This window comes from Streptomyces sp. NBC_00237, assembly GCF_026342435.1.
Taxonomy (GTDB): Bacteria; Actinomycetota; Actinomycetes; order Streptomycetales; family Streptomycetaceae; genus Streptomyces.
Map to the genome: position 1 here is coordinate 319,689 of NZ_JAPEMT010000002.1, position 13,370 is coordinate 333,058.

Here is a 13,370-nt window from a genome sequence, read left to right on the forward strand (position 1 = left end):
AGCAATACTGTTGAATCGAATGGCTGCAACGACGCCACGACGGTACGACACAACGACGGCGGGAAGCGAGAAACGGGCATGGCCACGGGAACCGAGGTCCCGACCCTGACGGTCGACGAACTGGCCGCGCGGGCAGGTGTCACCGTCCGCACCATCCGCTTCTACAGCACCAAGGGTCTCCTACCGCCTCCGGCGATCGGCCCGCGCCGGGTCGGCCACTACGGCCCCGAGCACCTCTCCCGGCTCGCCCTCATCGAGGAGTTGCAGCACCACGGGATGACGCTGTCCGCCATCGAACGGTACCTGGAGCAGCTCCCGCCGGACCTGAGCGCACACGACCTGGCCATCCACCGCGCGGTGGTGGCGTCCTGGGCCCCCGACTCGGCGGAGGTGGCCACCCGGGCGGAGCTGGAGCGGCGGGCGGGCGGGCCGCTGTCGGACGTCGACATCGACCGGCTCGCCGCGATGAACGTACTGGAGCGCGCCGACGACCCGGACACCTTCCGGGTGGATCCGGGCCTGCTGGCACTCGGCGTGCAGCTCCTCGGCGTCCCGATCGCCCACGAGACGATCCTCGCGGCGCGCACGATCCTGCTGGAGCACGCGCGCTCGGCGGCGCGGGAGCTGACGCACCTGTTCCGGGACGAGGTGTGGAGCCCGTACCGGGAGCGCGAGTCGGACCCCGAGCATGTGGAGGCGATGAAGTCGCTGTCCGCGCACATGCAGCCGATGGTGCTCCAGGCCCTGGTCACGGCGTTCCAGCGGTCGCTGAAGGAAGAGCTGCGGGCCGCCTTCGTCGACGGGTCCTGACAGCCAGGAAAGAGTGTTGGGCAGACGCCCTGCCGGCAGGGCGGAGGTGGTGCCGGGCCCCCGGTGCGAGAAGGGGCCCGGCACCACCGGGCGGGCTCAGCCGTCGCTGAACTTCTCGCCCTTCTCCGCCTTCTCGACCAGCAGGGCCGTCGGCTCGAAGCGTTCGCCGTACGTCGCCGCCAGCTCGCGGGCGCGGGCGACGAATCCGGGCAGACCGCCCTCGTATCCGTTGATGTACTGGATGACGCCGCCGGTCCACGCCGGGAAACCGATACCCATGATGGAGCCGATGTTGGCGTCGGCGACCGTCGTCAGCACGCCCTCCTCGAAACAGCGGACCGTGTCGATGGCCTCGGAGAAGAGCATCCGCTCCTGCATGTCGACGAAGGGGATCTCCGCACCCGGCTTGCCGAAGTGCTCCCGCAGCCCCGGCCACAGACGCGTCCGCTTCCCGTCCTCCCCGTACTCGTAGAAGCCGCCGCCACCGCTGCGCCCCGGGCGCCCGAACTCGTCCACCATCTGGTCGATGACCGCGTCCGAGGGGTGTCCCGGCCAGGTGCCGCCCGCCTCCTCGACCGCCTTCTTCGTCTCGTTGCGGATCTTGCGCGGCAGGGTGAGGGTCAGCTCGTCCATGAGGGAGAGGACCTTCGCCGGGTATCCGGCCTGGGCGGCGGCCTGCTCGATCGACGCGGGCTCGATGCCCTCGCCGACCATGGCGACGCCCTCGTTGATGAACTGGCCGATGACGCGCGAGGTGAAGAAGCCTCGGCTGTCGTTGACGACGATCGGCGTCTTCTTGATCTGGCGGACCAGGTCGAAGGCGCGGGCGAGGGCCTCGTCGCCGCTCCGCTCACCCTTGATGATCTCGACCAGCGGCATCTTGTCGACCGGCGAGAAGAAGTGCAGGCCGATGAAGTCGGCGGGGCGCGAGACGCCCTCGGCGAGACCGGTGATGGGGAGGGTGGAGGTGTTGGAGCACAGGAGCGCGTCGGGCTCGACGATGTCCTGGATCTCCTGGAACACCTTGTGCTTGAGGGCGGTGTCCTCGAAGACCGCCTCGATGACCGCGTCGCAGCCCGCGAGGTCCGCCGGGTTGGCGGTGGGGGTGATGCGGGCGAGGAGTTCGTCGCGCCCGGCCTCGGTGGTGCGGCCCCGGCTGAGCGCCTTGGCGAGGAGCTTCTCGCTGTACGCCTTGCCCTTGGCGGCGGCCTCCGGGGTGACGTCCTTGAGGACGACCTCGATGCCCGCGCGCGCACAGGTGTAGGCGATGCCCGCGCCCATCATGCCCGCGCCGAGCACGGCCACCTTGCGGACCGTGCGGCGCTCGACGTCCTTGGGGCGGCTCGCACCGGAGTTGACGGCCTGGAGGTCGAAGAAGAACGCCTGGATCATGTTCTTCGCGACCTGGCCCGTCACCAGCTCGGTGAAGTAGCGGGCCTCGATGGTCAGCGCGGTCTCGAAGTCGACCTGCGAACCCTCGACGGCGGCGGCCAGGATGTTGCGCGGCGCGGGGTAGTTCGCGCCGCCCGTCTGCTTCTTGAGGTTCGCGGGAAACGCCGGGAGGTTGGCTGCGAAGCGCGGGTTGGAAGGCGTGCCGCCGGGGATCTTGTAGCCCTTGACGTCCCACGGTTGCTGCGACTCGGGGTTCGCGTCGATGAAGGCGCGGGCCTTGGCGAGCATCTCCTCGGGGGTCGCAGCGACCTCGTGGACGAGGCCGTTGTCGAGGGCGCGCCGCGGGCTGTACTGGGTGCCCTGGAGGAGGACCTTGAGCAGCGCGTCGGCGATGCCCATGAGGCGTACGGTACGGGTGACGCCGCCGCCCGCCGGGAGCAGGCCGAGCGTGACCTCGGGCAGGCCGATCTTCGAGCCGGGCGCGTCGAGGGCGACACGGTGGTGGGAGGCGAGCGCGATCTCGTAACCGCCGCCGAGGGCCGCGCCGTTGATGGCGGCGACGACCGGCTTGCCGAGGGTTTCGATGCGGCGCAGGGCGGCCTTGATGGCGGTGCCGGTGTCGAATGCCTGCTGGGCGTGCTCGGGGCCGACCTGGATCATGTCCTTGAGGTCGCCGCCCGCGAAGAAGGTCTTCTTCGCGGAGGTGTAGATGATGCCCCGGATGGAGTCCTTCTCGGCCTCGGCGCGGTCGGCGATCGCCGCGATGGAGGACTTGAAGGCGGCGTTCATGGTGTTGGCGGACTGGTTGGGGTCGTCGAGGACGAGGGTGACGACGCCGGTCTCGTCCTGCTCCCAGCGGATGGTGGTGGACTCGCTCATGTTCTGGCTTCTCCGTAAAGGGGGTGGCGGGACGAGATTCAGACGCGCTCGACGACGGTGGCGACGCCCATGCCGCCGCCGACGCACAGGGTGGCGAGGCCGTAACGCTTGTCCTGGCGCTCCAGTTCGTCGACGAGGGTGCCCAGGATCATCGCGCCGGTCGCGCCCAGCGGGTGGCCCATGGCGATGGCGCCGCCGTTGACGTTGATCTTGTCGAGGGAGAGGCCCATGTCCTTGGCGAAGCGCAGGACGACGCCCGCGAACGCCTCGTTGATCTCGACGAGGTCGATGTCGTCGATGGTCAGGCCCGCCTTGGCGAGCGCCTTGCGGGTGGCGGGGGCGGGGCCGGTGAGCATGATGGTGGGCTCGGATCCTGACACGGCGACCGAGACGATACGGGCCCGGGGGGTCAGGCCGTAGCGCTCGCCGACCTCCTTGGTGCCGATCGCGACGAGGGCGGCGCCGTCGACGATGCCGGAGGAGTTGCCCGCGTGGTGGACGTGGTCGATCGCTTCCACCCAGTGGTACTTCTGGAGCGCGACCGCGTCGAAGCCCCCCAGGTCGCCGACCGCGGCGAAGGACGGCTTGAGGGCGGCGAGCGAGTCGGCGGTGGTGCCGGGGCGCATGTGCTCGTCGTGGTCGAGTACGAGGAGGCCGTTGCGGTCGCGGACCGGGACGACGGAGCGGTTGAACCGGCCGTCCTTCCAGGCGGCCGCGGCCCGCTCCTGGGAGAGGGCGGCGTACTCGTCGACGTCGCGGCGGGAGTAGCCCTCGATGGTGGCGATGAGGTCGGCGCCGATGCCCTGCGGGACGAAGCCGTTCTCGTAGTTGGTCATCGGGTCGTTGAACCAGGCGCCGCCGTCGGAGCCCATCGGGACGCGCGACATGGACTCGACGCCGCCCGCGAGGACCAGGTCCTCCCAGCCCGAACGGACCTTCATGGCCGCCAGGTTGACGGCTTCGAGGCCGGAGGCACAGAAGCGGTTCTCCTGGACGCCCGCCACGGTGTCGGGAAGTCCTGCGGAGATCGCGGCGGTGCGGGCGATGTCGGAGCCCTGGTCGCCGACGGGGCCGACGACACCGAGGACGATGTCGTCGATGGCGGCCGGGTCGAGGTCCGGGAAGCGGGCCGTGATCTCGTGGATGAGGCCGACGACGAGGTCGATCGGCTTGGTGCCGTGCAGGGCGCCGTTGGCCTTGCCGCGTCCGCGCGGGGTGCGGATCGCGTCGTACACGTACGCTTCGGTGCTCAAGACGAATGCCTTTCGGGAGGTTCTCGGGGGGGGGGCGGGCGGGGCTGGGTCAGCCGAGCAGGGACCGGCCGATGATCTCCTTCATGATCTCGGTCGTGCCGCCGTAGATGGTCTGGATACGGCCGTCCGTGAATGCCTTGGCGACCCGGTACTCGGTCATGTAGCCGTAGCCGCCGTGCAGTTGGAGGCAGCGGTCGGCGACGCGTTTCTGGAGTTCGGTGGCCCACCACTTGGCCATGGACGCGTGGACCGCGTCGAGTTCCCCGTTGGAGTGATCGACGATGCAGCGGTCGAGGAACGTACGGGTGACGGCGCACTCGGTGGCCATCTCGGCGATCTCGAAGCGGATGTGCTGGAGCTTGGCGAGCGGGCGGCCGAACGCCTCGCGCTCCTTGACGTACTGGGTGGTGATCTCCAGGAGGTGTTCGGCGGCGGCGATTGCGGCGACCGCGATGCCCATGCGCTCCTGGGCGAGGTTGGTCATCAGGTGGAGGAACGCGCCGTTGAGCTCGCCGAGGAGGTTCTCCTTGGGGACCTTGACGTCGTGGAAGAACAGCTCGGCCGTGTCCTGGGCCTTCTGGCCGATCTTGTCGAGGTTGCGGCCGCGCTCGAAGCCCTCGGCGCCGCGCTCGACGACCAGGAGGGAGAGGCCCTTCGCGCCGCCCTCCGGGGAGGTCTTCGCGACGACGATCACCAGGTCGGCGAGGATGCCGTTGGAGATGAACGTCTTGGAGCCGTTGAGCAGCCAGTGGTCGCCCTTGTCCTCGGCCGTGGTGCGGATGCCCTGGAGGTCGGAGCCGGCGCCCGGTTCGGTCATGGCGATGGCGGTGATGGTCTCGCCGGTGCAGAAACCGGGCAGCCAGCGGCGCTTCTGCTCGTCGGTGGCGAGGCCGGTGAGGTAGGGGCCGATGATGTCGTTGTGCAGGCCGATCGCGAGCCCGGAGGCTCCGGCACGGGTGAACTCCTCGGCGAGTACGGCGCTGTAGACGAAGTCGGCGTTGCCTCCGCCGCCGTACTCCTCGGGGACGGCGAGCCCGAGGAGACCCTGCCGTCCGGCGGCGAGCCATGCCTCGCGGCTGACGATGCCGTCCTTCTCCCACTGCTCGTGGTGCGGGAGGACCTCTTTGGCGAGGAAGGTGCGGACGGTCTCGCGGAAGGCTTCGTGCTCGGCGTTGAACAGCTGACGCTTCATCAGTCTCCAGTCCCCTACAGCCAGTTCTTGACGGTCTCGATGAGCTTCGCGGGTTCGGGCCCGACCGGGACGACGTTGAGCATGGTGACGCCCGCCGCGCGGAACGCCTCGACGCGCTCACGGACGTAACTCTCGGGCCCACAGAGCGACATGAGCTCGCAGAACTCGTCGGGGACGGCGGCCTCGGCCTCCTTCTTCCTGCCCTGGAGGTAGAGGTCCTGGATCTTCGCCGCCTCCTCCTCGTAGCCGTAGGCGACGGCGAGGTCGTTGTAGAAGTTCTTGCCCTTGGCGCCCATGCCGCCGACGTAGAGGGCGATCTGCGGGCGGGCCAAGTCCCGTGCGGCCGAGGCGTCTTCACCGATGGCGAGGAGGCCCCCGGCGACGGTCTGGAGCGGGCCGAGTTCCGGGTCGCGCTTCGCCCGTCCGGCGGCGAGGGCGCTGCCCCACACCGCGTCCGCCTTCTCCGGGAGGAAGAGCGTGGGCAGCCAGCCGTCGGCGATCTCGGCGGTCAGCTCCACGTTGGCGGGGCCGAGCGAGGCGACGTACACGGGGATGGTGTCGCGGACCGGACGGTTGAGGATCTTGAGCGGCTTGCCGAGCCTGCCGCCCTTCTCCTTCGGGAGCGGCATGTCGGTGATGCCGTGGTGCTCGATGACCTCGCGCTTCCAGATGCGGCGGCACAGTTCCACGGTCTCGCGGGTGCGGCCGAGGGGCTTGTCGTACGGCTTGCCGTGCCAGCCCTCGACGACCTGCGGGCCCGAAGCGCCGAGCCCGAGGAGCGCCCGGCCGCCGGAGACCGCGTCGAGGCCCGCGCCGGTCTGGGCGATCAGGGCGGGGGTGCGGGAGTAGACGTTGAGGATGCCCGCGCCGATCCTCATCCGGGTGGTGCGGGCGGCGAGGTAGCCCATGATCGTGGGTGAGTCGAAGCCGTACGCCTCGGCGACCCAGACGGCGTCGAGTCCGGCGGACTCCAGGGCGGCGATCTGGTCGCAGCCTTCGCGGGGGTCGCCCGCGTAGCTCAGCGGGACGGAGATCTCCATCAGGCGGTCTCACCCTTCGTGGCATCGTCGTTCATGAGGTTCGGTACGTCCCAGTCGGCGGCCACCTCGGCGGTGTCGGCCCCGGGCAGCGCGGGGCCGCCGCGGATCGCGCCCGGGGTCGCGGAGAAGCGCGGGGCGGGGGCGGGCTGGGTGACGCCGCCGTGTTCGACGTAGGTGGCACGGGCGGCGAGGTGCGGGTGGTGCGGGGCCTCGCGCATGGACAGGACCGGGGCGACGCAGGCGTCGGACGCCTCGAACACGGCCGTCCACTCGTCGCGGGTACGTTCCTTGAAGCGGGCGGCGATGGTGTCGCGCAGGTCGCCCCAGCGGGCGAGGTCGCTCCGGTCGGGGGCGGTGTCGGCGATGCCGAGCAGTGTCGTGAACTCGGCGTAGAACTGCGGTTCCAGGGCCCCGACCGCCAGATACCGGCCGTCGGAGGTCTCGTACGTTCCGTAGAACGGGCAGCCCCCGTCGAGCAGGTTCGCCCCGCGCCTGTCCTGCCAGCCTCCGGCGGCGAGCATGCCGTGCAGCATGGTGGCGAGGTGGCTCGCGCCGTCGACGATCGCCGCGTCGACGACCTGGCCCGCGCCCTCGGCGGTGCGGGCGTGCTGGAGGGCGGCGAGGACGCCGATGACGAGGTAGAGGGAGCCGCCCGCGTAGTCGCCGACGAGGTTGGCGGGGACGGTCGGCGGCTCGTCGGCGCGGCCGATCATGCCGAGAGTGCCGGTGACGGCGAGGTAGGAGATGTCGTGGCCGGCCTGCTGGGCGAGGGGTCCTTCCTGGCCCCAGCCGGTCATCCGGCCGTAGACCAGTTTCGGGTTGCGGGCAAGGCAGGCGTCGGGGCCGACGCCGAGGCGTTCGGCGACACCGGGGCGGTAGCCCTCGATGAGGATGTCGGCGCGCTCGACGAGGCCGAGCACCCGTTCGGGTCCGTCCGGGTCCTTGAGGTTGACGAGTACGGAGCGCTTGCCCCGGTTGGTGAGGTCCTGGGCCGGGGCGACGCCGAGTCCAACGCCGCCGGGCCGGTCGACCCGTACGACATCGGCACCGAGATCGGCGAGGCACATCGCGGCGAAAGGCCCTGGTCCGATGCCCGCCAGTTCCACCACGCGCACTCCGGCGAGCGGTCCGGACGCGTTCCTCGGGTTCGTGCCTGCTGTCCTTGCCATCAAGCCCCCAGCACTGTGACACAACTGATGTAACAGCAGTGATGCTAAGAACGTGTTCCTCTCTGCACAAGCCCTTTGGCCAAGCGAGCGCTTAGCCTTTTCCGCAGGGGTACGTGACGGGTCCGGTGCGGGACACCGCACGGGCTCGCCCGACGACTGGAGGAACCGCATGCCTCGTCCGTACGACATCGTGCTCTTCGGAGCCAGCGGCTTCGTGGGCGAACTCACCGCCGCCTACCTGGCCGAGCACGCGCCGACCGACTGCCGCTGGGCCCTCTCCGGCCGCAGTCTCGCCAAACTGGAGCGGCTGCGGGCCCGTCTCGCCAAGTCCCACCCGGCCTGCGCGGAACTGCCGTTGGTCCAGGCCGACTCGGGCGACACGGACGCCCTGCGTGAACTCGCCCGCAGCACGCGGGTGTTGGCGACCACCGTCGGCCCGTACCTCCAGCACGGGGAGGGGCTGGTGGCCGCCTGCGCGGAGGCGGGCACCGACTACCTGGACCTGGCGGGCGAGCCGGAGTTCGTGGACCGCATGTACCTGGGGTACGACGCGGTGGCCCGGCGGAGCGGGGCGCGGCTGATCCACTCGTGCGGCTTCGACTCCGTACCGCACGACCTCGGGACGTACTTCACCGTGCAGCAGTTGCCGGAGGGCGTGCCGCTGCGGGTGGACGGTTTCGTACGGACCGGGGCCCGGTTCTCCGGGGGTACGTTCGCGTCGGTGCTGGGGGCGCTGGGGCGCGGGCGGCAGATGGTGCGGGCGGCGCGGGAGCGGCGGCAGGCGGAGCCCCGGCCTGAGGGCGGGCGGCAGGTGCACGCCAGGCTCGGGCCGCCGCACCGCAACGGTGAACTCGGGATGTGGGCGCTGCCGTTGCCGACGATCGACCCGGAGGTGGTGGGGCGTTCGGCGGCGGCGCTGGAGCGCTACGGTCCCGACTTCCGCTACCGGCACTTCGCGGCGGTGAAGTGGCTGCCGGTCGCGCTCGGCGGGACGGCGGCGATCGGCTCGGTGATGGTGCTGGCCCAGGTGCCTGCGGCGCGACGGTGGCTGAGTTCGCTGATCGCACCGGGAACGGGTCCTGACGAGGCACTGCGGGCGAAGAGCTGGTTCACCGTGCGGTTCGTCGGCGAGGGCGGCGGAAAGCGGGTGTACACCGAGGTGTCCGGTGGTGACCCCGGGTACGGGGAGACCGCGAAGATCCTCGCGGAGGCCGCGCTGAGCCTGGCGTACGACGAACTGCCTCAGACGGCGGGGCAGGTCACGCCCGCTGTGGCGATGGGCGACGCGCTGGTGGGGCGGTTGCAGGAGGCGGGCATCCGGTTCAGGGTCGCGGCGGTGCGGTGACGCGGACACCCCCGGTCAGGACGTCGGGGCACGCTCGGTGGGGGGTCAGTGCCCTGATATCCAGCCCGAGAGGGTGTAGATCATCCCGGCCGTCCAGCCCAGCATCGCCAGCACGCTGACGAACATGGTCACCGCGAGCTTGCGTCCCGCGCGGTGGACGGTGACGGACTCGAAGTACTCGGCGGGGGCGGGGGCCGGGGTGGTGTGTGCGGCGCTGGTGCGCATGCTGATGCTCGTACTCATGTGGATCACCCTGTCCCGGGAATTCGTTTTCAACATCCGTACACGTACTCAGTTACGTGCCTGTTGCCGTGGGTCCGTGGCCTCGGACAGGGCTCGTCGGCACAGGGAGTCCGCGTGGCGGGTGGTCTCCGGCTGGCGGTAGGAGGCCGCCAGGTGCAGGGTGTGCGCGCAGGCGTTGTCGAGCGAGATCCGGTGGCCGACGGAGACGAACACCGGCTTCACACCGGGCTGCGTGCGCAGGGCGCGACCGACCTCCGCGCCGTCCCTCACGTTGCCGTCCCTCACGTCGCCGTCCCCCACGTCGACGAGGGGGGAGAAGTCGCCGCGCGCGGGGCCCGGTTGCTCGTACGTGAAGGTGAACGGGTTCTTCGCGACGCCGAGGGTGGGGAGGCCGGTCAGCACACCCAGGTGGCTGGCCAGGCCGAAACGGCGCGGGTGCGCCTGCCCGTACCCGTCGCAGACGACGAGGCCCGGGGCGACGGTGAGGCGGTCGAGGGCGGCCAGCACGGTCGGGATCTCACGGAACGCCAGCAGTCCCGGTACGTAGGGGAACTCCACCCGGCCGACGGCCGTGACCTCCTCGACCACCGCGAGCGTCGCGGCGTCGAGGACCACGGCGGCGGCCACGACGACGTCACGGTCGTCGTCGTACGCCACGTCGACGCCCGTGACGTGGCCGGTGCCGGGCCTCGGCCCGGCCTCGTCGAGCACGACGCGGGTGCGGAGCGCGTCCTGGACGGCGCGGGCGGTGGCTTCGTCGGGCGGGGTGCGGTGGGCGCTTTGTCGTGTGTGGTTCATCTTGTTCGCCACTGTAGGACGTGGGTCTGACAGCGGGCCGGGGCGGGGGTTGGGGCCTCGGTAGAGTGGCGGTCATGTTCGTACTCGAATTGACCTACACCGCGCCCGTCGAGCAGGTCGACGCGCTGATGACCGATCATGTGGCGTGGCTGGACACGCAGTACGAGGCGGGGGTCTTCATCGCCTCGGGTCGGAAGCAGCCGAGGGACGGCGGGATCATCCTGGCGGTCGCACCCTCGCGGGACGCGATCGAGAGGATCGCCGCGGAGGACCCCTTCGCGACGGGCCGGGTGTGCGAGTACCGCATCGTGGAGTTCGTCGCCACGAAGACGTCCGAGGCCCTCTCCGCCTACCGCCAGGCCCCGGTCGCCTAGGTTCCACCGGGGCCCGGCCCATCGGCCGTGGACTGCGCCCGAGGGGCTGCCCCCCGGGCCCGCTCAGAATTCGAGCCGGGCGACCCTTCCCTTCTCCCCCGAAGCCCAGCACCCGAAGTCAGCCGTGCACGACACCGTGTCGTACGACCCTGCGTCGATCTTCCGCCACGACCGCCCCGCGTTCAGCGTCACGTCCGTCCCCGTCGGTCCCACCGCCAGCGCGACCGACCGCGAGTGCGGCAGCCACGTGACACCCGACCGGTATTCCGCCGGAGGGAGCGCCGAGGCATGCCAGGTGCGGCCGCCGTCCGCCGTGCGGGCCGCCGCGTTCGGCGAGGGCTGTCCCGCCCGGTAGTCGCCGCCGACCGCGATCCCGTGCGTACGGTCCCGGAAGGCCACGCCGAACACGCCTCGCGCCGGATCGCCCGCCGGAATGGAGAGGTCCGTGGCCTTCCAGGTCAGGCCCCGGTCCGAGGAGTGCAGGACGCGTCCGCGCGCGGCACCGCCCGTGGCCAGCCAGACGTCCCGCGAGCCGTTGCTCACCAGGCACTGGCCGCTCGCCGCGAAACCCGCCTCGCCCGGCAGGGCATCCGGCATGCCCTGGGTCGGCAGCACCTTCCAGGTCCTGCCGCCGTCTCCGGTCGACAGGATGCGGTACTTCCCGTCGACGGGGTCGCTCATCGCCAGGCCGTTGCGGCTGTCGAAGAAGGTGAGGCAGTCGTAGAACGCCTTCGGGTCGGGGTTGCGGAAGGTCTCCTGCCAGGTTCGGCCGCCGTCCTCCGTGCGGTACGTCCGCGACGCCTCGCCCTCGCCGATCGCGAGCACCACGGCCCGCCGCCCGTCGAACGCCTCGACGTCGCGGAATTCGAGGCCGCCCGCCCCCGGCGGGGACACGTTGAGCCAACTGCGGCCCCCGTCGGCGGTACGCAGCACGGTTCCCTTGGAGCCCGCCACCCAGGCCGTGCGCCGGTCCACCGCCGCCAGGCCCCGGAACCGTACGTCCGTCACGCCCGTGTCCTTGAGCCGCCACCCGGACGGGGCCTTCGCCCGCTCTTCCGCTGAAACCGGTGGCGGCGCGGCCGAAGCCTGCGCCGGTGCGGAGCCCAGCGCCGCGGCCATCGCCGCGGCACTCAGCCCCACGGACACCATTCGTCTCGTCTTCCCCATACCCCTCATGGCGCTGGAAGCTAGCGGACCGGACTGCTGTCGTCCAGAGTGCGGCCCGGGTCAGCCGTTCCTATGGTGGGCTCAGAGCCGAGGAGGCGATGAGATGGCAGTCGAGATCGTCGACGCGCGGGAATCCGGGCGCTACGAGGCACGCGTGGACGGATCGGACAAGGTCGCGGGCATCGCGCAGTACATCCGTACGCCCGAACTGATCGCTTTCGTGCACACCGAGGTCGAGCCCGCCAACGAGGGTCAGGGCGTCGGAGCGGCACTCGTACGGGAATCACTGGACACGGCACGGGCCGAGGGGCTGCGGGTGCTGGCCGTCTGCCCCTTCTACTCGGGCTGGATCCAGCGGCATCCGGAGTACGCGGACCTTCTGTACCAGAGCCGTTCCTCCGTCACGGACTGAGGACGAGGAATGGGTCGAGGAGACGCCATGAGCGAGCAGCAACCCCCTGCGAACGTGAAGGAGTACCGGGGCGAGAAGGTGGACGTCACCTTCCGGCCCGGTCTCTGTCTGCACGCCGCCGAATGCGTACGCGGACTGCCCGAGGTCTTCGATCTGCAGAAGCGCCCCTGGATCACCCCGGACGCGGCGGCCCCCGAACTGGTCTCCGAGGTCGTCCGCCGCTGCCCGAGCGGAGCACTCCAGTACCGGTCGCACGACGGGCCCGCGGAGGACGCCGAGCACCCGACGGTGATCACCCGGAACGCGGCGGGGCAGCTCTTCATACGGGGAGATCTGAGGGTCGACGGTTCACAGGGTCCCCACCATGAGACACGGGTCATGCTGTGTGGCTGCGGCGCCAGCGGGAACCAGCCGTACTGCGACCACGCAGGTGTCTGCGGCACGACGTGATCTTGCGGCACCGGATGCGGGTGATGCAGGTCACGCCGGGTTCGGGTGCACGGAATCGCGCGTTCCGACGTCTTTTCGGACGGCAGGACGCATCCACCGAGCATGAGAGGTGCTGGCCTTGTCCACCGTCATCGAGCAGGCCGTGCAGGCCCGTCTGATTTCCTCCGCGCCGCAGCTGGAGAACGTTCCCGCGACGCTCAGCTACGACCGCACGGACCCGTTCGCCGTGCACATGACCTTCCCTCCTCCGGCGACCCTGGAGGGCATCGAGGTGGTGTGGACGTTCGCCCGGGAGCTGCTGGCCGCCGGGCTCGACGAACCGGCCGGGATCGGTGACGTGCAGCTGCGGCCGTACGGGTACGGGCGGACCGTGCTGGAACTGCACGCCACGGAGGGCGTGGCCATGGTCCACATCCGCACGTCCGAGCTGCGGCGCTTCCTGAAGCAGACGCAGGAACTCGTGCCGACGGGGGCCGAGCACCAGTATCTGGACGTCGACCAGGATCTGGCGCAGCTGCTGAGCAGCTGAGGCGGGCGTGAGCCGGGCCTCTGCCGCCGCCCCGTAAGGTGCCGCCGCCTCGTGAAGTGCCGCCGCCCCGTAAATCATTTGCCCCGACCACAGGGCGGGCGTACGGTTCGTTTCGCCCTGTCGTCGTCGAATGGAGAAGGACGTTGCTCGTCTGAGGTCTGGGACACCGTGCCGCGAGGCAGCCACTTCTGTGTGGTCTGCAATTTTCCGCGTGCCGCGTGCGACCTCGGCGTTCGAGCCGTCTTCTTCCCCTCGGGGCTCTTCCTCTGTTACGTACTTTCCGTTACGTACGTCACGGCCCTGACGCGAGGTCTCCA

At 70.6% G+C, this 13,370-nt stretch carries 14 protein-coding genes; 6 read left to right on the forward strand and 8 right to left on the reverse strand.

The genetic code is table 11. From position 1 onward, the window contains the following. Positions 1-78 precede the first annotated feature (78 nt). On the forward strand, positions 79-810 hold the full coding sequence (locus tag OG897_RS15780) for a MerR family transcriptional regulator (protein WP_266657281.1): 732 nt from the start codon (positions 79-81) through the stop codon (positions 808-810). Positions 811-906: 96 nt separating this feature from the next. On the opposite strand, the gene OG897_RS15785 is transcribed toward OG897_RS15780, so the two are convergent. The 5 genes from OG897_RS15785 to OG897_RS15805 are packed head-to-tail and all read right to left on the reverse strand — an operon-like array spanning position 907 to position 7,735. Then, positions 907-3,081 (reverse strand): 3-hydroxyacyl-CoA dehydrogenase NAD-binding domain-containing protein, encoded by a 2,175-nt coding sequence (locus OG897_RS15785; RefSeq protein ID WP_266657283.1) that lies wholly within the window; start codon positions 3,079-3,081, stop codon positions 907-909. 38 nt (positions 3,082-3,119) lie between these two features. Then, positions 3,120-4,334 carry an acetyl-CoA C-acetyltransferase gene (locus OG897_RS15790; protein WP_266657285.1) on the reverse strand — a complete coding sequence of 405 codons (1,215 nt, stop codon included), beginning with the start codon at positions 4,332-4,334 and terminating at the stop codon, positions 3,120-3,122. A gap of 49 nt (positions 4,335-4,383) precedes the next feature. Next, positions 4,384-5,526 carry an acyl-CoA dehydrogenase family protein gene (locus tag OG897_RS15795; RefSeq protein ID WP_266657287.1) on the reverse strand — a complete coding sequence of 381 codons (1,143 nt, stop codon included), beginning with the start codon at positions 5,524-5,526 and terminating at the stop codon, positions 4,384-4,386. A 14-nt stretch (positions 5,527-5,540) separates the two neighbouring features. Further along, positions 5,541-6,566: an LLM class F420-dependent oxidoreductase gene (locus tag OG897_RS15800; RefSeq protein ID WP_266657289.1), complete on the reverse strand. Its 1,026-nt coding sequence runs from the start codon at positions 6,564-6,566 to the stop codon at positions 5,541-5,543. After that, a complete protein-coding gene (locus OG897_RS15805; protein ID WP_266657291.1) occupies positions 6,566-7,735 on the reverse strand; it encodes a CaiB/BaiF CoA-transferase family protein in 1,170 nt (389 codons plus the stop codon). Before OG897_RS15805 ends, OG897_RS15800 begins: the two co-directional genes overlap by 1 nt. A gap of 169 nt (positions 7,736-7,904) precedes the next feature. Between OG897_RS15805 and OG897_RS15810 the strand changes: the two genes are divergently transcribed. Further along, the gene (locus OG897_RS15810) at positions 7,905-9,080 is read left to right on the forward strand and encodes a trans-acting enoyl reductase family protein (protein ID WP_266657293.1); all 1,176 of its coding nucleotides are present in this window, start codon (positions 7,905-7,907) and stop codon (positions 9,078-9,080) included. Positions 9,081-9,125: 45 nt separating this feature from the next. On the opposite strand, the gene mmpA is transcribed toward OG897_RS15810, so the two are convergent. Both mmpA and OG897_RS15820 read right to left on the reverse strand, forming a co-directional pair. Continuing rightward, on the reverse strand, positions 9,126-9,323 hold the full coding sequence (gene mmpA, locus OG897_RS15815; RefSeq protein ID WP_266657295.1) for a morphogenic membrane protein MmpA: 198 nt from the start codon (positions 9,321-9,323) through the stop codon (positions 9,126-9,128). A 48-nt stretch (positions 9,324-9,371) separates the two neighbouring features. After that, complete coding sequence (locus tag OG897_RS15820) at positions 9,372-10,121, reverse strand: endonuclease V (RefSeq protein WP_266657297.1); 750 nt, start codon at positions 10,119-10,121, stop codon at positions 9,372-9,374. Positions 10,122-10,195: 74 nt separating this feature from the next. On the opposite strand from OG897_RS15820, the gene OG897_RS15825 reads away from it, so the two are divergent. Continuing rightward, positions 10,196-10,495: a YciI family protein gene (locus tag OG897_RS15825; RefSeq protein WP_266657299.1), complete on the forward strand. Its 300-nt coding sequence runs from the start codon at positions 10,196-10,198 to the stop codon at positions 10,493-10,495. Positions 10,496-10,558: 63 nt separating this feature from the next. Here OG897_RS15825 and OG897_RS15830 read toward each other — a convergent pair whose 3' ends face one another. After that, entirely contained in the window at positions 10,559-11,671 is a 1,113-nt protein-coding gene (locus tag OG897_RS15830; RefSeq protein ID WP_266657301.1) for an oxidoreductase, read from the reverse strand. A 94-nt stretch (positions 11,672-11,765) separates the two neighbouring features. Here OG897_RS15830 and OG897_RS15835 point away from each other — a divergent pair, with 94 nt between their 5' ends. The 3 genes from OG897_RS15835 (at position 11,766) to OG897_RS15845 (ending at position 13,053) form a co-directional block, all read left to right on the forward strand. After that, a complete protein-coding gene (locus tag OG897_RS15835; protein ID WP_266657303.1) occupies positions 11,766-12,074 on the forward strand; it encodes a GNAT family N-acetyltransferase in 309 nt (102 codons plus the stop codon). Between the two features lie 27 nt (positions 12,075-12,101). Further along, complete coding sequence (locus OG897_RS15840) at positions 12,102-12,524, forward strand: (4Fe-4S)-binding protein (protein WP_266657305.1); 423 nt, start codon at positions 12,102-12,104, stop codon at positions 12,522-12,524. A gap of 118 nt (positions 12,525-12,642) precedes the next feature. Then, positions 12,643-13,053 (forward strand): SsgA family sporulation/cell division regulator, encoded by a 411-nt coding sequence (locus OG897_RS15845; protein WP_266657307.1) that lies wholly within the window; start codon positions 12,643-12,645, stop codon positions 13,051-13,053. Positions 13,054-13,370: the final 317 nt, after the last annotated feature.